The sequence below is a fragment of the Kocuria aegyptia genome, assembly GCF_039530085.1.
GTDB classification, from domain to species: domain Bacteria; phylum Actinomycetota; class Actinomycetes; order Actinomycetales; family Micrococcaceae; genus Kocuria; species Kocuria aegyptia.
On record NZ_BAAAOA010000005.1, the window covers coordinates 107,166 to 126,565 of the forward strand.

The 19,400-nt window shown below is 69.9% G+C and carries 26 protein-coding genes and 1 tRNA gene; 11 read left to right on the forward strand and 16 right to left on the reverse strand.

Annotated features, from left to right (window positions below):
- Nucleotides 1-159: 159 nt before the first annotated feature.
- The 12 genes from ABD220_RS01200 to ABD220_RS01255 form a co-directional block, all read right to left on the reverse strand.
- Complete coding sequence (locus ABD220_RS01200; protein WP_344119093.1) at nucleotides 160-492, reverse strand: hypothetical protein; 333 nt, start codon at nucleotides 490-492, stop codon at nucleotides 160-162.
- An 88-nt stretch (nucleotides 493-580) separates the two neighbouring features.
- Nucleotides 581-1,216, reverse strand: a complete 636-nt coding sequence (locus tag ABD220_RS01205) for a hypothetical protein (protein ID WP_344119094.1) — start codon at nucleotides 1,214-1,216, stop codon at nucleotides 581-583.
- An 818-nt stretch (nucleotides 1,217-2,034) separates the two neighbouring features.
- Nucleotides 2,035-2,430 (reverse strand): hypothetical protein, encoded by a 396-nt coding sequence (locus ABD220_RS01210; protein ID WP_344119095.1) that lies wholly within the window; start codon nucleotides 2,428-2,430, stop codon nucleotides 2,035-2,037.
- 101 nt (nucleotides 2,431-2,531) lie between these two features.
- Entirely contained in the window at nucleotides 2,532-3,332 is an 801-nt protein-coding gene (locus ABD220_RS01215) for a hypothetical protein (RefSeq protein WP_344119096.1), read from the reverse strand.
- Nucleotides 3,329-3,613 carry a hypothetical protein gene (locus ABD220_RS01220; protein ID WP_344119098.1) on the reverse strand — a complete coding sequence of 95 codons (285 nt, stop codon included), beginning with the start codon at nucleotides 3,611-3,613 and terminating at the stop codon, nucleotides 3,329-3,331. The genes ABD220_RS01215 and ABD220_RS01220 overlap by 4 nt, the downstream gene beginning before the upstream one ends.
- On the reverse strand, nucleotides 3,603-3,929 hold the full coding sequence (locus ABD220_RS01225) for a hypothetical protein (protein ID WP_344119100.1): 327 nt from the start codon (nucleotides 3,927-3,929) through the stop codon (nucleotides 3,603-3,605). Before ABD220_RS01225 ends, ABD220_RS01220 begins: the two co-directional genes overlap by 11 nt.
- Before the next feature lie 13 nt (nucleotides 3,930-3,942).
- Nucleotides 3,943-4,257 carry a hypothetical protein gene (locus ABD220_RS01230; protein ID WP_344119102.1) on the reverse strand — a complete coding sequence of 105 codons (315 nt, stop codon included), beginning with the start codon at nucleotides 4,255-4,257 and terminating at the stop codon, nucleotides 3,943-3,945.
- Nucleotides 4,250-4,573 (reverse strand): hypothetical protein, encoded by a 324-nt coding sequence (locus ABD220_RS01235; RefSeq protein WP_344119104.1) that lies wholly within the window; start codon nucleotides 4,571-4,573, stop codon nucleotides 4,250-4,252. Before ABD220_RS01235 ends, ABD220_RS01230 begins: the two co-directional genes overlap by 8 nt.
- Nucleotides 4,574-5,060: 487 nt before the next feature.
- Nucleotides 5,061-5,462, reverse strand: a complete 402-nt coding sequence (locus ABD220_RS01240) for a hypothetical protein (protein ID WP_344119105.1) — start codon at nucleotides 5,460-5,462, stop codon at nucleotides 5,061-5,063.
- Complete coding sequence (locus ABD220_RS01245) at nucleotides 5,462-5,659, reverse strand: hypothetical protein (RefSeq protein ID WP_344119107.1); 198 nt, start codon at nucleotides 5,657-5,659, stop codon at nucleotides 5,462-5,464. The genes ABD220_RS01240 and ABD220_RS01245 overlap by 1 nt, the downstream gene beginning before the upstream one ends.
- Nucleotides 5,660-5,818: 159 nt before the next feature.
- A complete protein-coding gene (locus ABD220_RS01250) occupies nucleotides 5,819-6,019 on the reverse strand; it encodes a hypothetical protein (RefSeq protein ID WP_344119109.1) in 201 nt (66 codons plus the stop codon).
- Complete coding sequence (locus tag ABD220_RS01255; RefSeq protein WP_344119110.1) at nucleotides 6,012-6,758, reverse strand: hypothetical protein; 747 nt, start codon at nucleotides 6,756-6,758, stop codon at nucleotides 6,012-6,014. The genes ABD220_RS01250 and ABD220_RS01255 overlap by 8 nt, the downstream gene beginning before the upstream one ends.
- A gap of 109 nt (nucleotides 6,759-6,867) precedes the next feature.
- Here ABD220_RS01255 and ABD220_RS01260 point away from each other — a divergent pair, with 109 nt between their 5' ends.
- Nucleotides 6,868-7,392 carry a cupin domain-containing protein gene (locus ABD220_RS01260; RefSeq protein ID WP_344119112.1) on the forward strand — a complete coding sequence of 175 codons (525 nt, stop codon included), beginning with the start codon at nucleotides 6,868-6,870 and terminating at the stop codon, nucleotides 7,390-7,392.
- 12 nt (nucleotides 7,393-7,404) lie between these two features.
- Here ABD220_RS01260 and ABD220_RS01265 read toward each other — a convergent pair whose 3' ends face one another.
- Nucleotides 7,405-8,010 carry an NUDIX hydrolase gene (locus tag ABD220_RS01265; RefSeq protein ID WP_344119114.1) on the reverse strand — a complete coding sequence of 202 codons (606 nt, stop codon included), beginning with the start codon at nucleotides 8,008-8,010 and terminating at the stop codon, nucleotides 7,405-7,407.
- A 93-nt stretch (nucleotides 8,011-8,103) separates the two neighbouring features.
- Between ABD220_RS01265 and ABD220_RS01270 the strand changes: the two genes are divergently transcribed.
- Nucleotides 8,104-9,006 carry a hypothetical protein gene (locus ABD220_RS01270; protein ID WP_344119116.1) on the forward strand — a complete coding sequence of 301 codons (903 nt, stop codon included), beginning with the start codon at nucleotides 8,104-8,106 and terminating at the stop codon, nucleotides 9,004-9,006.
- A 106-nt stretch (nucleotides 9,007-9,112) separates the two neighbouring features.
- On the opposite strand, the gene ABD220_RS01275 is transcribed toward ABD220_RS01270, so the two are convergent.
- Nucleotides 9,113-9,553, reverse strand: a complete 441-nt coding sequence (locus tag ABD220_RS01275) for a hypothetical protein (RefSeq protein ID WP_344119118.1) — start codon at nucleotides 9,551-9,553, stop codon at nucleotides 9,113-9,115.
- A 275-nt stretch (nucleotides 9,554-9,828) separates the two neighbouring features.
- Here ABD220_RS01275 and ABD220_RS18000 point away from each other — a divergent pair, with 275 nt between their 5' ends.
- From ABD220_RS18000 to ABD220_RS01290, 4 genes are all read left to right on the forward strand, one after another.
- Nucleotides 9,829-10,050, forward strand: coding sequence for an ester cyclase (locus tag ABD220_RS18000; protein ID WP_425552487.1), 222 nt, complete (start codon nucleotides 9,829-9,831; stop codon nucleotides 10,048-10,050).
- 302 nt (nucleotides 10,051-10,352) lie between these two features.
- Entirely contained in the window at nucleotides 10,353-11,015 is a 663-nt protein-coding gene (locus tag ABD220_RS01280) for a hypothetical protein (protein WP_344119120.1), read from the forward strand.
- Nucleotides 11,016-11,911: 896 nt separating this feature from the next.
- Entirely contained in the window at nucleotides 11,912-12,529 is a 618-nt protein-coding gene (locus tag ABD220_RS01285; protein WP_344119121.1) for a hypothetical protein, read from the forward strand.
- A gap of 9 nt (nucleotides 12,530-12,538) precedes the next feature.
- Nucleotides 12,539-13,978: an ice-binding family protein gene (locus ABD220_RS01290; RefSeq protein WP_344119122.1), complete on the forward strand. Its 1,440-nt coding sequence runs from the start codon at nucleotides 12,539-12,541 to the stop codon at nucleotides 13,976-13,978.
- A gap of 47 nt (nucleotides 13,979-14,025) precedes the next feature.
- On the opposite strand, the gene ABD220_RS01295 is transcribed toward ABD220_RS01290, so the two are convergent.
- Nucleotides 14,026-14,385 carry a hypothetical protein gene (locus ABD220_RS01295; protein ID WP_344119124.1) on the reverse strand — a complete coding sequence of 120 codons (360 nt, stop codon included), beginning with the start codon at nucleotides 14,383-14,385 and terminating at the stop codon, nucleotides 14,026-14,028.
- Between the two features lie 541 nt (nucleotides 14,386-14,926).
- The gene (locus ABD220_RS01300; protein ID WP_344119125.1) at nucleotides 14,927-15,190 is read right to left on the reverse strand and encodes a hypothetical protein; all 264 of its coding nucleotides are present in this window, start codon (nucleotides 15,188-15,190) and stop codon (nucleotides 14,927-14,929) included.
- A gap of 264 nt (nucleotides 15,191-15,454) precedes the next feature.
- Between ABD220_RS01300 and ABD220_RS01305 the strand changes: the two genes are divergently transcribed.
- The 5 genes from ABD220_RS01305 to ABD220_RS01325 all read left to right on the forward strand — a co-directional run bounded on the left by ABD220_RS01305 (nucleotide 15,455) and on the right by ABD220_RS01325 (nucleotide 19,398).
- A complete protein-coding gene (locus tag ABD220_RS01305) occupies nucleotides 15,455-15,829 on the forward strand; it encodes a hypothetical protein (protein WP_344119127.1) in 375 nt (124 codons plus the stop codon).
- 166 nt (nucleotides 15,830-15,995) lie between these two features.
- Nucleotides 15,996-16,898: a phage holin family protein gene (locus tag ABD220_RS01310; protein ID WP_344119128.1), complete on the forward strand. Its 903-nt coding sequence runs from the start codon at nucleotides 15,996-15,998 to the stop codon at nucleotides 16,896-16,898.
- A gap of 166 nt (nucleotides 16,899-17,064) precedes the next feature.
- Nucleotides 17,065-18,042 (forward strand): DMT family transporter, encoded by a 978-nt coding sequence (locus ABD220_RS01315; RefSeq protein ID WP_344119129.1) that lies wholly within the window; start codon nucleotides 17,065-17,067, stop codon nucleotides 18,040-18,042.
- The gene (locus ABD220_RS01320) at nucleotides 18,039-19,292 is read left to right on the forward strand and encodes a glycosyltransferase (RefSeq protein WP_344119131.1); all 1,254 of its coding nucleotides are present in this window, start codon (nucleotides 18,039-18,041) and stop codon (nucleotides 19,290-19,292) included. Before ABD220_RS01315 ends, ABD220_RS01320 begins: the two co-directional genes overlap by 4 nt.
- Nucleotides 19,293-19,324: 32 nt before the next feature.
- Nucleotides 19,325-19,398, forward strand: a tRNA-Ile gene (locus tag ABD220_RS01325).
- The last annotated feature ends 2 nt before the right edge of the window (nucleotides 19,399-19,400 follow it).

Below are 19,400 nucleotides of genomic sequence, written 5' to 3' on the forward strand. Positions count from 1 at the left end.
GCCCTGACCACGCCTGGCGCGCCACCGAAGTGGGCCTGACGCAGGCCGTAGGGCACATGGCAGGATGCGGGAACCACGCCGGCGACTGGGGGAGGGGCATGCTGCGGCCGAGATCTGGTCGGCAACCCGTGGACCGGGCCGTGGTCGCAGCTGCGCTGCTCACTCGCGGGCAGGTCGCTGGAGCTCACCGGTGTCGCCGGCGATCTCCACGGACCCGGTGTAGTACTGGGTCTCCGGGGTGAGCCGCACGACCGGCTCATTGGGGGTGCCTCGGTGGGGCTTGTCGGGGCGCTGGCCGATGACCGTGGTGTAGCCGGCCGCCTCCGCCGCGGTCGTGAGCTCCTCGGCTGTCTCGTGGTCGTGGGCGGTGATGGCAGCGGGGTCCTGAAGCTCGAGGTCGGCCTCGACACGGGCGTGCGTGCCGAACTTGCCGTCGTGCTGACGGGCGTTCTCGCGGGCGGTGTCGACTGTGCTGCTGGCGTCCTGAATCATGCCTTGAATGTGTGCGTCTGGCCCCGCCTAGCGACAGGTGACGAGCGCCCGAGGCTGTGCCCGCGCAGCAGGTCGGGGCACCGGGGTTCTACGGGTCCTTCGGTGCCTGGTCGAGCAGATCGCACAGGTCGAAGACGTAGGCCGTGGAATCCTCGGTGATCTCCGCCGAGAGCATGGGTGGGACGTCCTGGCCGAGCTCGGTCGGCGCCGTCTCGTAGGTGACCGTCTCCATGAGGTCCCCGGAGAGGAACAGGAAAGCCTCCGGCAGCCCGGCGTCGGCGAACGCCTGGGCCTCCACCTCGTTGGAGGCCGCCACGATCGCCGGGCCGGTGCGCGCGTAGGTCACCGTCGTGCCGCTGGAATCGTAGACCTCGATCCGGGAGGCGGAGACGCCGACTTCGTCGAGATCGGCACCGTCGGGCAGGCGGCGGACGTCGAGGGTCAGGTCGCCGCGGTACTCCACCACGGTCTCACCTCGGTCGGTGACCAAGGCGCGGTATTGGAGGTCGAACACGTCCCCGGGGGAGACGTCGATGTGTGCGCCACAGGACGGGTACGAGCCGAGCAGATTGACGTTCTCCGGGTAGGGCAGGAACCGGCCGTGCGTGCTGGGCGGCGGCCAGGGCACCTGGGCCGGCGGCACGGCAGGGGAGCCGGAGGCGGCAGGGGTGGCGGCGACGATGAGGCAGACGGCCACTGCGGCCGCGCGGCGGGTGGTGTTCATAGCGAATCCTTGACTGGGGCCACCGGTCGGGGATCCGCGGGGTCGAGCAGGGCCGTGGCCGGCGGCGGTAGGCGCGGTGAGGTCGGATCTGCAGAGACGGCAGCATGGCAGCGTCGCCCCTGGGATCAGTGTCGTCCTGCGCCGCCAGTCCGCGTCCGGCCGCGGTGCGGATCAGCCCTGGATCGTTATGGCCCGGCTGCACGGGCGCGTCACACTCCGTGACGGGCGATCAGGGAACTGGCCTGAGGTTGGACACGGCACCGCCCTTGGACCGTCGTGCGGCGCGGGGGCGGTGCGTGCAGCTTGGAACGGGGCTACTGGACGAGGCCGGTGGCACGAAGCTGGTTGATCTCCTTGGCCTGCTCAGTGCGCTCCAACGCGAACTTCTCCATCTGCGGACCTTCCGGGCGTTCGCGGGCAACTCGTCAATGGGCTTCGACTGAAAGTACCGCTGCACCTGGCCGGTGTCACCGGCGATCTCAATCGAGCCGAGGTGCTGGGCGGTCTCCGAGGTGAAGCGCACGGTCAGGAACGCCGCGACCGGCGATGCCAGCAGCACGAACAGGGAGGCCCCGGAGATCACGGAGTAGACCAGCAACAGAGCGCAGAGCGCAGAGGGCGGGGACTGCGGCGAGGAACAGGCGCAGGTTGGCGGGAACGGGCATGGGAGTCTCCTTTTGGGACAGAACCAGGGTCAAGGGATGGTGGGAAGGTCGATGCCGGCGTCGATGCGCAGCCGCACCCGTCCCCGTTCCGGACCGGTGCCGGGCCCGACGTAGAGGCGGTAGCGGCGCCCGGCGGCGTAGGTCAGGGCAGACTCACCTGTTCTGTGGGCGACGGCGGACCATGGCCACGCTGTTGCCGGCGACGATTCCGTACATGAACGCCCCGACCAGCTCGAAGCCGTGCTCGTGGACCTGCCGGGCGATCTTCTCCTGGCCCTCATCAACCCCGGTGTAGTCGGTGACGGTGCCCGTGGCGAAGACCGGGCCGTCTCCCGTCTCGGACTCCACGACCTTCCACCGGGTGGGTCCCTCGTACCCGGGCCCGGCGTCCGCACCCCACTCCACGACCAGGGCGTAGAGGGTGTGGGTGCCCTCCTCCAGTTCCTCGATCGCGGCAGCGACGCTGTTGCGCAGGACGTGGATGTCCCCGCCGCAGTCCTTCTCCAGGTGCTCGCGCAGGAAGGCCAGCAGGGCATCGTAGTCAGGCAAGGGGGCTCCTCCTTCGGCTCCAGGGCGGGTTCTGTGGCACAGATGGTAGTTCTGATCCAGCGCCAGCAGAATGCCTCGCGGGGCGCCGCCGGGTCGCCCGCTCAGCGGTGGATGAGGTGACCCCAGTCCAGGGCCCGGCTCAGCGCACGGTCGCTGAACTCGGGGTGCGCGGCGCGCAGGTGAGCCATGTTCGGCTCGTGGTCCCAGGAGCCGGCGCCCATGCGGATACCCTCCTCGATCAGCGCGTCGGACCGGGCCACCGCCTCGTCGATCTGCTCGCGGGACCAGAGGTCGCCCAGCGCTTCGACGAGGTCGATCGGTCCCAGCCCGTACTCTCCGATGTGGCCGGAGAACCGCCAGTTGAAGTAGTGCAGGTCGAAGACGGCGTTGAGCAGGTCCAGTTCACGGGCCTCGGCAATGTCCTTGGCGCGGCGGGCTGCCACCCGGACCTTCTCTTTCTCGATGCCGGCCAAGGTGGCGTCGAGCTGAGTCTCGTAGCGCTCGGGCGGGAAGCCGCCGATGGTCTCTCGCATGTGCGCCAGCGCCCCGGCGCGGTCGGTCTTGCCTTCGGCCATCCGGGTGCCGTTGAACCAGGCGGCCGCGTACAGGCTGGACTCCCGCTCCTCCTCGGTCAGCATCCGCGGCGTGGGCTTGCGGCGCGGCGGCGGGGTCGTGGGAAGTCTCAGGGAAGGCGTGGGCGCCTGCGTCCGGGTGCGCGCGCGGCGCCGGCCCAGGAGGAATCCGATGCCGGAACCGAGACCGACGCCGGCAGCGATCCAGGACAGAGCCCCGGTGAACGCCCAGAGGGCCGTGCCGAGCCCGAGCCCGATGAGCAGACCCTTCTGATGAGGCTCCAGGCTGGTCCAGGCGTCCTCCTTGAAGATGCGTCGCCGGGAAGTCACGGGGTCACCTGCTGTCTGCGAAGCAGAGTGGATGCGGCCACGATGGCGGTCGCAGCCACGGTGAGGAAGCCGTCGAGCCCCGGGGCGAATCCGATGGACAGCGCGAGGGCTACCGCGGCCAGGCAGGCCCAGGACCCCCACGTCGCCTGACGCAGCCGGCGTGCGGTGACGGCGCCACCAGCCAGGACCGGCCAAGCGGTGACGGTGAGGGCGATCAGGCAGATGATCAGACCGGCAGGCACCACCAGGGGAATTTCGGTGAGGATCGGGTCAGTACCCACCGTAGCCTCCGTGCGATCCGGAGCCGTGCGTCTGGTGAAGCCGGACCAGGGTGAAGATCGCCGGGATGATCAGCAGTCCCACGAGAATCAATCCGAGAGGACTACCGGACAGCGCGGACGGCAGCGAGGAGAGCCCGCTGAGCAGGCACATCAGGGCAAGAACGCTCGCCGCGGCACGGCGTGGTGGCGTGAGCTCCCCCGAGCCGCGTAGCACCGGCCACGCGAACGCCACCATGGCGACGACCATGGCCAGCGGTACGCCCAGTCCCATGACGTAGTAGCCGACGCCGGACAGGTAGTGCAGCACGTTTTCCACGGGGAACCTCCGGTCAGGAAGTGGGTTCGGTCGGTGGCTGCTGGTGCAGGCGTGCGAGGGTCATGATGGACGGGATCGCCAGCCCGCCGAGCAGCAGCAGTCCGAAGAGTCCCAGGGACCAGGACATCACCGCCAGCGGGGCCGCGATGACCAGCGCGATGATCGACAGTGCGCGCGCCGCGGTACGGCGCCGTGGCGTGGCTGGTTCCCGGCGCAGCACCGGGGTGGCGACGATCAGCAAGGCGATGATCAAGCCCGTGGTGCCCAGCAGCGGCAGCGCGAGGGCCAGCCGCTCGAGCGCGGTGAACTGGAACATGGGATCAGTCACCGGTCCCGCTCAATGGTCTGTGGTTGAGGCGCTCTGCGGCCAGGACAAGGACCGCTGAGCCGATCAACCCGACCATCAGCACCACGCCGTAGACGCCGAGGCCCTGGAACCAGCCGATCAGCTGAAACGCCCAGAGCAGGCACAGGATCGCCATCAGGAGCGCGGCGATGCGGCGCTCGCGGCTCACCGGCGGCTGACGCCGACGCACCAGCGGGGCGGCGACGACGAACATGGCGATGATCAGCGCCGGTCCGATCAGGTGCGAGATGAGGAAGATCAGTCCGAAGATCGTCTCGATGATGGCGTTGTCACCCATGGCCGCCTTCCGGTCGGTGAGCGTGAGGGTCGCTCTTGGTCTGAACCTAGCGGTGGGGCGGGCGCTCAGGCGGTAACCGGGTCGGTGAGCCAGCCGCGCTCGCGCAGCAGTGCCCGCGCCTGGAGGGAGGGACGGCGTCGGGGATCTCCTGCCCTGCCCAGGGCCACTCGTCCTTGGAGGCAGAGAGGTTCCTGGCTGTGCGGATACCGTCGATGATCCGCCGTCGGGCCATCGCCGGGCGCCAAACGCGCGCGGCGAGCTCGTACCCAGCGCACGCGAGGACCCGACCCATCCCAGGCAGATGGGCCGTGCCACATACCAGGGCCGCATCATGGTCTTCTGCCAGCACCGCGTCCATGACCCGTTCGTTGCGCAGGTCCAGCAGGACTCGCTGTAGAACACCGAGCCTGGCTTCGCCGAAGGCGCCGGCCAGGACCAGCGCCGGCACCAGCACGGGCCTCATCAGGGCACCGACGGTGATGGCCGATCACCGGTCGTGGAGCGAGGCTCCCGGTTCGAGCACCTTCTTCAGCTCAGCGGGATTGTCGGTCCGGGCGAGCAGCTCCTCAACGGTCAGGTCCACGTTGCGCCAGTGCTTCTGCGGCGGCGGCGCGATGACCTGGTGGACGAGGTCCCCGAAGATCTCGTGCAGCACCAGCGTCTGCAGGATTCTCGTCCCGGGCACCGTGCCGTCGGCGTAGCAAACCCCTTCGACATAGACGACCGACCCGTCCTCCCCCAGGTTCTCGAGGATTCGGGTGGTGTCGGTGTGGAAGCGCGGGTCGGCCACATGGCTCATGCCGATCAAGGTGACGACACGGTCACCGTGGACCCAGGTCTCCACGAGGACTTCCAGGGCGTTGCGGGTGGCTCGGATGCACCGGGCCATCAGAGCTCTCCCTGCTCGGCCTGGAGCTGCCGGGCCCGACGCGCGGCGTCGGCGGCCGTGGCCTGGACGGCGGGGTCTGCGACAGCGCCGACGGCCACCGGGGAGGCACCGGTCGGCGCGGTCTCGCGGATGATGTCGACGAACTCGTCCTGGACCACGATCAGCAGGGGCGCGGTATCGGGCTGGGTCAGGGACACGGATCGGTCTCCTGTTCTCATGAGGGCAAGCCTGGCACACCGACGTCAGGTGATCTGAGCGAAGGGTGTCTGTCCGCGCAGAATGCAGCCGCGGTGCGGGCTGATGTGGGGGCCGTGGAGGCCGCAGCAGTAGTCGGTGTGGTTGCAGGCCAGGAATTCCTACTCGGTCTCCAGTTCGGTGATCGGCAGGTAGTCGCGCAGCTCCTGGGAGGCGCCTCCGGGAGAGTGCACGAGTCCGACGCGGGCCCCAGAGCGGCGAGCGACGAGCGTCCACGTCTTGCCGGCGACCCGCTCACGGTATGTGTAGCCGGACCCGACGGGGATGGACGGGGCCGGGGGACGTGTCAGGGGCTCAGGCATCGGTGGTCCTCTTCGTCTCGGTGAAGGCGTCGCACTCGCACGGGCTCATCGCTCCGTAGTACGAGCTGGTCTCCGCCGCGCACGAGGCGTCGAAGCTGTCGTGGTCGTCGCGGTCGTGGTAGCAGTCGGCGCAGGTGTCGTCGGGCCTCGGTTGCGGATCCGGGTCCTTCTCGGCGGCCAGGGACTCCTTCGTCATGGGGAACTGATGGGCGGTCATCTCCTTCTCCTGATCGACAGTCAGGTCCAGCTCGGCCAGCCGTGCGGTCAGCCACGTGCGCAGGGTCTCGCCCACGGCGGCGTTCAGCTTGGATATGTCCGGGACGACCTTGATGACTGCGCCGATCCGGTAGCTGGCGCGGTTGCGGGGCTGACAGGACTCGGCCACCGGGGCGGGGATCTTCAGCAGACCGATCGTGTTCTCGGGCAGGCCCCGGCGACGGTCCACGGCGTCGCTCAGGTGCCGGTCGATCACGGAGATCCGCTGGTCCTCTTCGATCGGCGGCAGCCACTCCACGACGAGCGATCCGTGGTCGAGCAGGCTCTCCAGCGTCATCCCGGAGCCGGAGCCGGAGCCGGCCGGCCAGCAGGTGCCGCGCCCGTCGACGAGCCAGCGCATGTTCAGCGCGCGGATCAGCGTCTCGGTGGGCAGGCCGTGGGCCGTGGCCAGGTCGGTGATCTCGGACGGGAAGACGTAGCGCATCGGGTAGATGGGCCGCGGCGGGCGCGGGGTGTCGGTCATGGCAACCATGTGTGCGGCGCGGCGGTCACAGGCAGTCACCGGGTCACGGTTGCGTCCCAGCCTGCCTGCCGGCGGCCCGCGCACGCGCGCCGGACCGGATCCTGGTGGCATGAGAACCACCGTCTACGGCCCCGTCGGGCCCGAGGCCGGGCACCTGTCGCTGATGGGCCCGCTGACCGCCCGGACCATGCTGCCGGCTGAACTGACCGAAGGCCGGATGTCGATCGTCGAACACTACCTGAACCCCAAGGAGCTGGCCGCACCCCTGCACCGCCACGCTCGGGAGGACGAGTACACCGTCGTGCTGGAGGGCAGGATGGGCGCGATGCTCGGTGAGGACGTCTACGAGGCCGGGCCAGGGGAGCTGGTGCTCAAGCCGCGGAACCAGTGGCACACCTTCTGGAACCCCGGTACGGAACGGGCCCGGCTGCTGGAAATCATCTCCCCGGCCGGCTTCGAGCAGTTCTTCCAGGAGATCGGTCAGTACTACGGCCCCGAGAGGAACATGGACCTGGAGAAGCTCATGGCCGCCTGCGACCGGTACGCCCTGGAGATGAATCTGGAGTCGATGCCGGAACTGATCGGCCGCTTCGGGCTCACCCCGCCGCCGGAGATGACCGCCGGCGGCGGGTGACGCGCTCGCCGGTCAGCGGCCGCAGGAGGCCAAGGCCAAGGCGGCCAGCGTCATCGCATCGCTGATCCGCCCACCGGTGATGAGCTCTGTCAGCTGCCCGGCCGGGATCCACACCTGGGTGGCGCCGGTGATGTCCTCGATGTGGCCGGCGGCCGGGGCGTGCTCGAGGTGGGCGGCGTAGACGGCGACCTGCGTGGTCAACAGCCCGGAGTCCGGGTGCAGAAGCCCCAGGCGCCGGTAGTCGGCGCGAGCCCAGTAAGGACCGAGCTCCTCGACCGCTTCGCGGATGGCGGCCGTGAGATAGCCCTCGCCGGCGTCAGCACCTCCGCGGGGGAACTCCAGCAGCGTCGCTGACACAGGGAAGCGGTGGACGGCCAGCAGTCCGTAGGAGGTCCCGGGGATCCCGGCGACCCCGTCCGCGGTGGGGACGATCAGCACACCGTGGCCGGTGCCGATGGTCACGGTCGAGTAGTTGCCCACCGCCCCGTTGGGGAAGGTCACCGGGGTGGTGTCGCCCCGGATGAACGGGTTTCCGTAGGCAGTGGTGGATCCGCCGGCGGCGACGGTGGCGGGGGCGTCGCGGAGAACGTGCGGGGCGGAGGAGAGTGTCTCGGTCATGGCCGGTATGTGTACGGGCGGGCACCACGAGCCCCGCGCCGGGTGTGCGGTGCGTGGCGGCCGTGGATCGGCCACCCCTTGGAAAGGACCCCCATGGCTGAACTCTCCTGGCTTCCCGAGCCGCTTCACCCGGTCGCCTACCGCATCGGCCGCGCCGACGAGCTGGGCTACCAGCTGGGGCTTGAGTCCTTCCAATGGTCCCGGTCGAAGCCGCTGGCACGTACCCGGCGCCGCGAGAACGGGACGGAGCAACTGGTGGTGACCGGCATCAGGCCGGTGCCGCCGCGGATCTCCATGATGTTCAGCGAAGCGGTCAACCATCTGCGAGCGGCAATCGACAATGTCGTCTTCCACCTGGCCGGCCAGACCGAGGAAGGGCCACTGAACGTCAAGCGGGAGAAGGCGGTAGCCTTCCCGATCTACGGCGATGAGGGGAAGTACGAAGAGTGGTGCAAGACCACGCGGCGCCGAGTGCCGCAGCTGACCCCGGGGGCGCAGCTGGGAGACCGGATCCGGTCCCTGCAGCCGTTCGCGAGTGCGGGTCGGGCGATCGCCTCCGTGGAGCCGCGGGTGGCGTACCTGAACGGCATGGAGGTGCACCGGGAGCATCCATTGTTGCTGCTGCAGGAGTACTCGAACACGGACAAGCACCGCGCCTTGCGGGTCGCCGTGCATCGCAGCCTTGAGACGGTGCGGGGCGACAACCCGGCCGGCGATGCACGGCCGATGCGCACGATCGAGGTCGGGGACGTGCTGCCCTCCACCCGGATCGGAACGCCGGTGTTCGCAGAGCACAGCCCGTTCGTGGCGATCGAACGCCCGGGGATCGAGGACGTGGTGGTCAACCCTGGTCACCGGGGAGCACCTCACAGAGAGCCTGCCGCCACAGCTGGACCTGGACGACACGGGCGCACCCAACCTTCAGCGCCTCAAGGCAGCCGGCTACGTCTCCGCGCACCAACGCATCCAGCCGGTGATCGCAGCTGGGCTCCGTGAGGCGGATGAACAACAGCTCTACATCCCCCCGCCGATGGACTGATCCGCAACGGGGCGAGCCCCGCATCGTGAGAACGATGCGGGGCTCGCGGCCCTCCTTGCGGGGTCAACAGGCGGACTCGACCGACAGCCCGTGAGAAGCGCTCGTCGGCCGACGCCGGCGGCGGAGCATCTGCCAGGCGACGTAGACCAGGACGGCCAGCGCCATGACGGCGGCCAGGGCGTTCACCGCCCACAGCAGCGCGTGGAGGTAGAAGTGCAGGGCCTGGTCGCGGATCAGCTCAGCGGCCGCAGTGAAGCTGAACGGCGAGGCATCCGACTCGAGCGGGCCCGAGACCAAGGTGGTAATGATCAGCATCAGCATGACCGGCAGCGACGCCCCGAACATCACCAGGTCGCTGGCCCTGTTCCGGCGCTTGCGGCGCTCGCCAGCGGTCTCGCCGGCCGGGGTGTCCAGTCCCGCCAGGGCGGCAGCGGTGAGCAGTCCGAAGCAGGTCACGGCGGAGGCTGCGACGGCGACGGCCTCGGCGGTGGAGGTCAAATCCATGCTGGGTCCTTCGGGGCTCGGGTGAAGTGGCAGGTCCCATGTGTGCGGCGGACGGGACGAGCCCCGCACCGCGGGGACGGTGCGGGGCTCGCGACGGTGACGGGCTACCCGGTCACAGGGCGCAGGAGACGCAACCCTCGACCTCGGTGCCCTCCAGGGACCGCTCACGACGCCGCGGCGTTCGCCGCCCTCTACGGACCCGCGGCCGTCGGCTGCGACTGCACCGTGCCGGATCCGATGCGTGAGCGGGAGGCGATCCGGCATCCGAGCAGTTCATGGTCGCGTTCCCGGACACAGTGCTGCAGGTGGAGGAGGTTCTCGTGGACGGTGACAAGGTGGTGACGCGCTGGGTGTGCGCGGGCACCCACACCGGCCTTCTGGCCCCACCCGCCGGGGAGATCCCGCCCACCGGGCGGAGGGTCTCGATCCCCACGGCGGTCGTCAGTCGCTGGGGCGAGGATGGCCTCATCGGGAGGAACACCGCTACTTCCACCTGATGAGCATGACCCGACAGCTCGGCCTCAGCTGAGCGTCCTGGACGCTCAACGCTCCGGTCTCCGTCGTGGAGTCCCAGAGCGTTCGCATCCGCAACGACTCCGCGGTGTTTGTGACGGACTGCCGGGCGCGACCGTAACGATCGTGCGGTCAGGTGACCTCGTGGCACCCATGCTCTCGCGGAGACGGTGACACTGGGCCCGTGGGCGCCGCACGACGCCGCCTGCAGCTCAAGATCCCATCCACTGCACCTGCCGTGGACAGCGTCCGGCCCGTCCTCGGCACCCAGCCATGAGGACCGATCATGAACACCACCCAGCGCATCACCGCTGCGGCCGCCGCCGTCCTGCTGCTCGCCGCCACACCGGCCGGGGCGACCGCTTCCGAACACGAACCGCCGGCCGAGCAGCCTGCAGAGGTCCAGTGGCCGCCGGCCAGCACTCACGGGAGATTCGTGCCCTTCCCCGAGGAGTTCCAGCAGCCCTACACCGTCCCTGCCTGCGACTCCGAGATCACCGTCGCCCCGGGCGACGTCAATGAGAAGGAGTACCGTGTCCTGGTCACCGCCGAGGGCGACACCGTCGTGGAGCATCGGGGAGCCGCCACGGTCGACTACACCCGAGCCTCCGACGGAGCCATGCTCGATGAAGTCGATGTCTCCAGCCACGTATTTGACACCTTCTACGCCGACGGCACCACCATCACCTTCAGCGGCTCTGGGCCGGGGGTTGTGATCGCTTCCCGGGAGGCGGAGTTGCAGGCGCACACCGAGGCCGGGCTGCCGCCGGCCTTCCTCTTCCTGTCCGGGGAGGTGACCGGGGCCATCACCTTAGAGTCCGCACCCGAGCCGGGACAGGAGCCGGCGGTGGTGTCCGTGGAGATCACCGAGAACACCACGGAGTACGTCTTCGACCTGTGCGATCTGCTCGACCAGGCGGCCGCCGACCAGCAGGCAACCTCTCCGTGAGCCGGCCTCGCTGAACATCAGCGCACCGCGCCGGGCCACCGGTGGCACGCGCAACGCCCCCCGGTCTCCGTCGTGGAGCGCCGGGGCGTTCAGCGTCTCGCGCGGACGGTTCCAGCTTCGGTGCCGAACATCTCGTCGTCTCCTCCTGGTGATAGCGGAAGGCCAGGGCCGCGCGCAGGTCGGAGCGGGCGAACAGGGTGAGCAGGGTGGTCGGGGACGCGCCGATGACCTCGTCGCGCGTCCGCACCGGCTCCGGGTCCTCCTCGACCATCTGCCGGGCGATTGGACAGGCCTCCCCGGATCCTCGTTGGCGCGGCCCTCCAACATGCCTAAGAGGGAGAGCACCACGGCCGCGGTCAGGAGCCCGTCCTCGGCGGCCTCGGCAATCGTCGTCGTCTTCTCCCGCATGGCCAGGTTCAGCCAGGTGGCGTGGACGGCAAGGAAGTCTAGGGCGTGGCCGGCGGCCGCCGGAGTGGTTCAGCCGCCGTGCGTGCGCGTGGCCACAGGCACGACGTTTGCCTCCGGCTCGAACGGCTGCGGGATCATCCTCGGGGCGTTCGACGGGTCTGGGACCCGGACCGGGGTGCGGCTGCCGGCAGTCATGCCCTGACACTGGGGCATCCCTCCCACGCAGGACCTGGGTGCCGAGCGCCAAGCATGTGACGGAAGGTTGCCTCCGCACCACAGACGCGCATTTCCTTTCGCACATGGGGTGACGGTGGCCAACGGCGCGGGTAGACGATTGTCCTGGAGACCACAGGGGGATGCCGCCTAGGGTGACCGCGGTTGGCCGATGACCCCCATCACGGCTGCATCGCACCGCCTTTTGCCCCCTCCATCAGCGACGGCGCAGGACCCTCCTGCTCTTGGGCTCCGTCGCGGAACAGGTCACCGTCATGCGCACTCCCTCCCCCCGCGCCCGCAAGATCGCCGGTCTCTCCTCCGCCCCCATCGCCGTCCTCGTGGCCGGCGTCATGGTGTGGCAGGGCTCCACCGCGGCCTTCACCGCCACCACCCGCAACGCCGGCAACTCCTGGGCCACCGGCCAGGTCGGACTGACCGACGACGACGCCGGCCGCGCCGGCTTCACCGTGGAGAACCTCGTTCCGGGGCAGACCGGAGAGAAGTGCATTTTGGTGACCTCCAACTCCACCGTCGCCGGTGAGGTGCGCGCCTACACCCAGAACCTCTCCGGCTCCGCCGCCGGGCTCGAGGACCACATCGACCTGCGCGTCGAGCGCGGCACGGGCGGGTCCTTCAACAGTTGCGACGGGTTCACCCCCGTCCCCGGTGCGCTGCCGGCCCAGTCGTTGTCCGTCCTGGCTCAGGCCAACCGCGACTACACCACCGGCGGCGCCGTCTGGGCCACCGAGGGCCGGGCGGGGGAGTCCTCGACCTATCGCGGCACCTGGACCTTCGACACCGAGGGCCTGACGCAGTCCCAGATCGACGCGCTCCAGGGCTCCCGGGTGAGCGTGGACCTGGTCTGGGAGCTGCAGAGCAACGACGCCTGATCCCTTTCCGTGAGGAGCCGGGCCCACCAGGAGTCCAGCCCCACTGCCGAGCCGCCACTTGACACGGTGCCGGCCGCGCTGTGGGGCTGGGCCCGGCTGGTCACCGGCGCCGCCGCCCAGATCTATCTCGTTCTGCTGGCCACCCTGGCCGCGATCGCCCTGATCCCGGCCCTGTTCGGCTGGCACTCCACCGTCATCGAGACCGGCTCGATGGAACCGCACATCGACCCCGGCGACGTGGTCGTGCTCGCCGCCCTGCCGGATGATCAGCAGGTGCCCCTCGGGGGGGTCGTGCAGTTCACCAGCCCTGCCGAAGCCCAGCCCAGCGGGGTGGAACGCTCGGTGCTGCACCGGATCGTGATCGACCACGAGGACGGCACCTACGCCACCGCCGGGGACGCCAACGCGGACGTCGACTCCACACCGCTGGTGAGGGAGCAGATCACCGGCCAGGCCCGCCTGCTGGTGCCGTTCATCGGGCTGCCCGCCCTGTGGCTGGGCACCGGCCAGCACCTGCCCCTGAGCCTGTGGGCCGCCGCCACCGCGGCGGCGCTGCTGATGACCCTGGCGGTCTTCGTTCCGCGGGGTCGGGACGACGACCAGGAGGGTGACGAGGGCGACGAGGACACGGAAGAGCTTCCTGTACTCGCTCGTCGGGGCGTTCTGGCCGTGGCGGGAGCCGCCACCCTGGCCGGGTTAGCGGCTTGGCCGGTCCCCCCGAGTACCGCGGCGTTCACGGCTCGCACCAGCACCAGCGCTTCCTGGCGCTACGTGGGAATGCCGGCGATCACTCTGGGGCGGGCCGGCCCCTATGCGCTCCTGGCATCCAACCGCCTGACTGACCACACCCCCTCCGGGCACCCCTCCGCGGTGGGCGGCAGCGTGGGCACCCACCCCGGTCTGGCCGTCGAAGGCCTGCAGTCCAGCGGAGCGCGGCGCAACGTCACCGGGACAGTCGAGCCCGGCACCGCAGCTGCCGCCGACGCCATGGCCGACGCCCGTGCCCTCGAGAGGGCCCTGCTCGCCCGACCCGCCACCGCTGGCCGACCTACCGTGCTGACGGGCAGGATCGCGCCGGGGATCTACACGAGCACCACCGGGAGCTTCACCGTCACCGGCGACCTGACCCTGGATGCCCAAGGGAACCCCGCCGCGCAGTTCATCTTCCGCGCCGCCTCCATCACCGCCGCGGACGGCAGCCGCGTGCTGCTCAGCGGACAGGCGAAAGCAGCCAACGTCTACTGGGCTGCGACCAACAGCATCACCCTGGGCATCAGCACCACCGCCCGGGGTACCTACCTCGCCCGCGGCAGCATCGCGGCCAACATCACGCCCGGAAGCCCTACCCAGCGACTCACCCTGGAGGGCCGCCTGATCAGCCTGGGCACCGCCGTCCAGGGCGGGATCGTCGAGGTGAACCGCCCCAGCACCACGCTCCCAGACCCCTAGGCCTCGGCACAGCGAAGGCCCGGACGCCTGTCCAGGAGACCGGGTCCTCACCACGTTCCGTCTCCCGGTGCCAGAGGCGGGGCCTCAATGGTGCGAGCCGGCACCGGGACCGACATGGTCCCGAACAGCTGCACGTCGTGGCCGGACGTGGGCATGGTGTCGATCGGCAGGGCGTTGGGGTCAGTGAAGGCGTCCGTCTTGTCCGTCTCGGTCGGGGCCAGGTCGTCGACGTCGTTGTAGTTGATCAACGCGAGCTTGAGCCCGTCCGTGAGGTCATGAGGTTCATTGGCGAACATTTCGGCGACAGCTTCGCGGGTGCGCTCGTCGGTGAGATCGATGCCGTGGCCGGTCAGGTGTTCGACGTCGGCCCGATCCCGGACCTCGTGGTCGACAGTGCGGCTCCACATGATCCCGGCCTCGCAGGCGCGTTGCTGGGAGTCACCTGCACAGTGGTCGTCGAGGCGCCGACGCACCAGCTGGGAGGGCGTGTTGGACGGCAGTCGCCTGTAGAGCTGTTGAGCTGCTGGACCGGCATCGCTGGAGGACGAGAATCGAGTTGGCCAACGCGATCTTCGACCACCTCGACATCTGGCGCAACGGGCGCCGGTACCACTCCACGCCGGGCTGGGTCTCACTGGTGGAGTACGAAGTGAAGCACACTACAGTGGCCCAGAAATCCAAGAACTCGACTCCGCGGAAGCAGCGGCACGTCAATGATGCGTGATGGTCTTCTCCGCCGGATTCCAGTCCATCGAGGAGACGACGGCGCAATTCCTGAGAGGTTTTCTCGGTCGACGGCAAGCCGAAGTTGCTGGTTCGAATACGGTCGAGAGAGCCACCCAGCAGGCCCTCATCAGCGTCACCGCCGGTGAGGGCCTCTGTCGTGCGAGGGCGCCGACTCCGCTCGACGCGCCTGCGCCTCGCCCGGCCGGGCCCATGCGGTCCGGCTCATCCGGTGATGCTGATCCGGACGCCTCCCGCGGGAGCCGGCACGTCGAAGACCGCCGTGTAGTTGAGGACGGCCGTCCACACGGCCACCCGCACATCGTTCTCAGACATGTCGGGCGGGTAGTGGGACACTATGACGGCCCACTCCAGCCCGTCGAACAGCATCTCGGCGGAGGTGACGGTGACGCCCCGGGCGCCGAGCGCTCCGACGACACCGGCCCGCACCAGGGACTCGGCGGGATGGGTGTAGGGGATGGCAGTCATGGTGGTCGTCCTTCCGGCAGGAGCCCGAATCGGCTCACTTCCATTGACCCGCATCCGGTCGCAAAAGTAATGCCCGCTCTTTGCCCGACAGCCGCCCCGCCCGGGCTGTTCCGCGCGCCTCCTGGGTCACCGGGTGGTAGTTCCGAACCGTGACCGTACCGCGCCCGGAACGTCACCATTTGCTATTGAGGCGCTTGTCAGAAGGGAATTACGCTGACCTCACCTGTTACACCGAGGGGGAGCACAGTGAAAACTCTGGAAAAGATGGTAGCGAGTGTCGCCGTGGCGGGTCTGCTGTTCGGGGGAGCGTCACCGGCCCTGGCTCATGGCGACGATTACCACGACAAGCACGACAAGGGGCACGGGTGGCACGACGAGCGCAAGAACGACGAGGTGGATGTCGTCGTCAAGTACAAGCACTACGGCCACTGGAAGACTAAGACCTACGAGGACAAGAGCCTCAAGGAGGCGGCGTCCATCGCGAAGGAGAAGTGCCACGGCGGCGACTGGTGGGAGTACTACAAGGACGCCCGCAAGGTGGATCGGACGGGCAAGTCCGACACGGCCTGCGAGAAGCGGTACGTGAAGGTCTACTTCGAGCAGGACAAGGACTGGGACAAGAAGCACAAGAAGCACTGAGCCCGGTTTTGACGCACTAATGGAGGGCCCGTCCGGGGAACCGGACGGGCCCTCCCGCGCGTCTCCGCAGGCCACTTCACGGCCACGTGCTCGCCCGCCCGCCTCGTGCCCGATGGTAGCTTGGTGCTCAGTCCACGTACTTTTCTCATCATCAACGGAGGCGGGCATGAGTCATTCGGTAGGCCCCAGCACGGGCGGGGCGTCGGGAGCGGGGTCGGAGCACTCCGACCCCGGGTCGGCGTCGGTCCTCGACGTCGTCAAGGTCTTCGCCCGGCTGCTGCCCAAGCAGCTCAAGGACGAGGCGCAGCTCGCCAAGCTCGAACTCACGGAGAAGGCGAAGACCCTGGGCAAGGGGGCGGCCTTCGTCGTCGTCGGCCTGGTCTTCCTGCTGCTGGCCACGATCGCCCTCGTCGGTGCGGCGATCGCCGGGCTGTCGCAGATCATGCCGGCTTGGCTCGCTGCCCTGCTGCTCGCCGTGCTGTTCCTGATCATCCTGGCCGTCGCGGCGCTCATCGGGGTGGCCACCATCAAGAAGGCCCTTCCGCTCGTGCCGCGCAAGGCCGTCTTCGGGACGAAGTACGACCTCGGTGTGGTCAAGGAGGGCTCCGCCTACACCGAGGGCCGCGTCCAGCGCGAGGAGCAGCTGGCCCGCGAGCGCAAGGAGCAGGAGAAGCGCGAGGCCGCGCAGGACCCGGCCCGGCAGGAGCCCCCGGCGCCCACCGAGGAGCAGCTGCGGCACCGGCTCAAGCTGCGCCGGGAGCACCTCAAGACCCTGCGCGACGACCTCCAGGGCCGCGTGGAGACCATCCAGTCCACCACCAAGGGCTTCGTGGACCGCACCAGCCGCACGGTGAAGACCACCCCGAAGGACGTCAAGGGCATGCTCACCAGGAACGGCTCGGCCTCCGGCGCGAAGTCCGGTGCGACGTCCGGGTCCCGGTTCGGTGCGACGGCCGGATCGTCGTCCACCACGACCGGGTCCGGGCTGGGCGAGCGGTGGCAGCCGCTCACGGTGCTGGCGGTGGCGGGGAGCGCGTTCGTCGTCTTTCTCCGCAAGCTGTTCCGGTGACGCCGCCGTCCACGGGCCGCCCGTGGACGAGCGCACCGGTCCAAGGCCCGGAAGCCACAGGCTTCCGGGCCTTTCCCGTGCGTTCACCCGGTGTCCTCGCGCCCCCGGGCGGACGGGCGGGCCGGCTCGATAGACTCCCGGGCGTGACGACAGATCGGTGGGTGCCATGAGCCAGTGGCTGGCCGTCGCCCTGGCGCTGCTCTCGGCCGTGTGCCTGGCCGTCGGGACGCAGCAGCAGGGCAGCGCCGTGGCCGACGTCGCGGACGGCCGGCTCGCCCTGCGCAGCATCCCGGCCCTGTTGCGCAGGCCCCGCTGGCTGCTCGGACTGGCCCTGCTGGGCGCCGGCACCGGCCTCAACGTCACCGCTCTCGGCCTGGCCACCGTGACGGTGGTCCAGCCGATCGGCGTCGTGGCCCTGGTCATCACCACGCTGCTGCACGCCCGGCACCGACGGCTGCGGATCAACCGGCGCACGTGGACGGCCATCGGGCTGTGCACCGCGGGCGGCGCGGTCTTCGTGACGTGCGCCGTGGCGGTGACCGACCCCGCCCAGGGCATCTCGCAGTGGGCCGAGCACACCGTGGTGGTCATGCTCGTGGTGCTGACCTGCGTCCTGGGGGTCTCCGCCGCGATGTTCGGCCGCAGCCTGGGCGGGACCTTCTACGTGGTGGGGGCCGGCATACTCTACGGCTTCGTCGCCGTGCTCGTGCGGTTGACCCTCATCCGCATCCAGGGCAGCGCCGGGACACCCCTGGACGACGTGAACTGGCTGGCGGTGGGCACCGCCGTCGTCGCGGCGATGCTGGGCGGGTGGTTCGTGCAGACGGCCTTCGCGGCGGGACCGCCGGACCTCGTGATCGCGGGTCTGACCGTGATCGACCCCATGGTGGGCGTCCTCCTGGGACTGCTGGTCCTGGGCGAAGCGGTGCCGGGCTTCTCCGTCCCGCTCGGGGTGCTCATGGCCGTGGCGGGAGGCGTTGCTATAGTCGGGGTCGCCGTACTCTCGCAGCACCACCCGGAAGTGCTCGAACGCCGCGCCGAACTCGCACGGCGGGACCGGGCGCAGCCCGTCCCGGGCTCCTCGGCACCGCGCCCCGCAGCACCCGACCGCCCAGCACACGACCGACCGGGAAGACACGCTTGAGCGCCCACACCCCGACCGCCGACCGCCGCCTGACCGTCCTCCTGGGCGCCGAGACCTATCCACCGGACGTCAACGGAGCCGCGCAGTTCGGGCACCGTCTCGCCCGGGGCCTGCACGAGCAGGGCCACCGGGTGCACGTGCTGTGCGCCCGCCCCGGGTCCGGGCCGTCCCACCGGGCCGACGACGACGGCGTGGTCGAGCACCGCCTCCGCTCGCACCGGGCGTTCACGCACCCGTACTTCCGCCTGTGCTTCCCGTGGCAGGTCGCCGGGGAGATCCGTGACGTGCTGGACGAGGTGCGTCCCGACGTCGTCCACGTCCAGAACCACTACATCCTCGGCCGGATGCTGGTGCGGGAGGCCCGGCGGAGGGGCATCCGCACCGTGGCCACCAACCACTTCGTCCCCGAGAACCTGGAACCGTTCCTTCCGTTCCCGGCGTGGGTGCTGAAGCGGTACCGCGCGGTGTCGTGGCGCGACATGGTGCGGGTGTTCGGCGCCTGCGACGTGGTCACCGCGCCCACCCCGCTCGCGGTGGAGGCCATGCGCCGCAACGGCTTCCCCGACACCGTGCTCGCCGTGTCCAACGGGATCCGGATCGCCGACTACGAAGCCCACGAGGGCGAGCGGCGGCGGCCGGCCGGACATCCGACCGTCCTGTTCGCCGGCCGGCTGGCGGTCGAGAAGAACGTGGACGTGCTCATCGAGGCACTCTCCCTGCTGCCTGCCGAGCTCGACGCCCACCTGGAGCTCGTGGGCGACGGCGAGCAGCGGCCTGCGCTCGAGAAGCTCGCCGGCGCCCTCGGGGTGGCCCAGCGGGTCCACTTCCTGGGCTACGTCCCGGACGAGGACCTGCGCGCGGCCTACCTCCGGGCCGACGTGTTCTGTCAACCGGGCACCGCGGAGCTGCAGTCGCTGGTCACCCTCGAGGCCATGGCGGCGTCCCGACCCGTGGTCCTGGCCGACGCGCGGGCCCTGCCGCACCTGGCGGAGGACGGCGTCAACGGCTGGCTCTTCGTCCCGGGCGACGCACAGGACCTGGCGCGCAAGCTCGCCCTCGTCCTGGGCGCCCCGCCCGAGGAGCGCGAACGGATGGGCCGCGAGAGCCGCCGCAAGGTCGCGCAGCACAGCTTCCCGCGGACCCTGGAGACGTTCCTGCGGCTCTACCTCGGCGAGCACCCGGAGCCCGCCCGCGCCAGCGTCGCGGGCCCGCGACGGATGCGGACCAGGCTCGCCTCGCTCGTGCGGTAACGTGGTGCGCGCCGCCGGGTCCGTCCCGGCGTGGGGCCGTAGCTCAGCTGGTCAGAGCAGAGGACTCATAATCCTTCGGTCGTGGGTTCAAGCCCCACCGGCCCTACC

Bases quoted from the DNA above. Each gene is read 5' to 3' on its own strand.
- ABD220_RS01200 (WP_344119093.1), bottom strand. From the start codon at position 492: ATGATTCAGGACGCCAGCAGCACAGTCGACACCGCCCGCGAGAACGCC.
- ABD220_RS01205 (WP_344119094.1), bottom strand. From the start codon at position 1,216: ATGAACACCACCCGCCGCGCGGCCGCAGTGGCCGTCTGCCTCATCGTC.
- ABD220_RS01235 (WP_344119104.1), bottom strand. From the start codon at position 4,573: ATGGGTGACAACGCCATCATCGAGACGATCTTCGGACTGATCTTCCTC.
- ABD220_RS01240 (WP_344119105.1), bottom strand. From the start codon at position 5,462: ATGGCCCGGTGCATCCGAGCCACCCGCAACGCCCTGGAAGTCCTCGTG.
- ABD220_RS01250 (WP_344119109.1), bottom strand. From the start codon at position 6,019: ATGCCTGAGCCCCTGACACGTCCCCCGGCCCCGTCCATCCCCGTCGGG.
- ABD220_RS01255 (WP_344119110.1), bottom strand. From the start codon at position 6,758: ATGACCGACACCCCGCGCCCGCCGCGGCCCATCTACCCGATGCGCTAC.
- ABD220_RS01260 (WP_344119112.1), top strand. From the start codon at position 6,868: ATGAGAACCACCGTCTACGGCCCCGTCGGGCCCGAGGCCGGGCACCTG.
- ABD220_RS01265 (WP_344119114.1), bottom strand. From the start codon at position 8,010: ATGACCGAGACACTCTCCTCCGCCCCGCACGTTCTCCGCGACGCCCCC.
- ABD220_RS01270 (WP_344119116.1), top strand. From the start codon at position 8,104: ATGGCTGAACTCTCCTGGCTTCCCGAGCCGCTTCACCCGGTCGCCTAC.
- ABD220_RS01275 (WP_344119118.1), bottom strand. From the start codon at position 9,553: ATGGATTTGACCTCCACCGCCGAGGCCGTCGCCGTCGCAGCCTCCGCC.
- ABD220_RS18000 (WP_425552487.1), top strand. From the start codon at position 9,829: ATGGTCGCGTTCCCGGACACAGTGCTGCAGGTGGAGGAGGTTCTCGTG.
- ABD220_RS01280 (WP_344119120.1), top strand. From the start codon at position 10,353: ATGAACACCACCCAGCGCATCACCGCTGCGGCCGCCGCCGTCCTGCTG.
- ABD220_RS01285 (WP_344119121.1), top strand. From the start codon at position 11,912: ATGCGCACTCCCTCCCCCCGCGCCCGCAAGATCGCCGGTCTCTCCTCC.
- ABD220_RS01295 (WP_344119124.1), bottom strand. From the start codon at position 14,385: ATGTGGAGCCGCACTGTCGACCACGAGGTCCGGGATCGGGCCGACGTC.
- ABD220_RS01300 (WP_344119125.1), bottom strand. From the start codon at position 15,190: ATGACTGCCATCCCCTACACCCATCCCGCCGAGTCCCTGGTGCGGGCC.
- ABD220_RS01305 (WP_344119127.1), top strand. From the start codon at position 15,455: ATGGTAGCGAGTGTCGCCGTGGCGGGTCTGCTGTTCGGGGGAGCGTCA.
- ABD220_RS01310 (WP_344119128.1), top strand. From the start codon at position 15,996: ATGAGTCATTCGGTAGGCCCCAGCACGGGCGGGGCGTCGGGAGCGGGG.
- ABD220_RS01315 (WP_344119129.1), top strand. From the start codon at position 17,065: ATGAGCCAGTGGCTGGCCGTCGCCCTGGCGCTGCTCTCGGCCGTGTGC.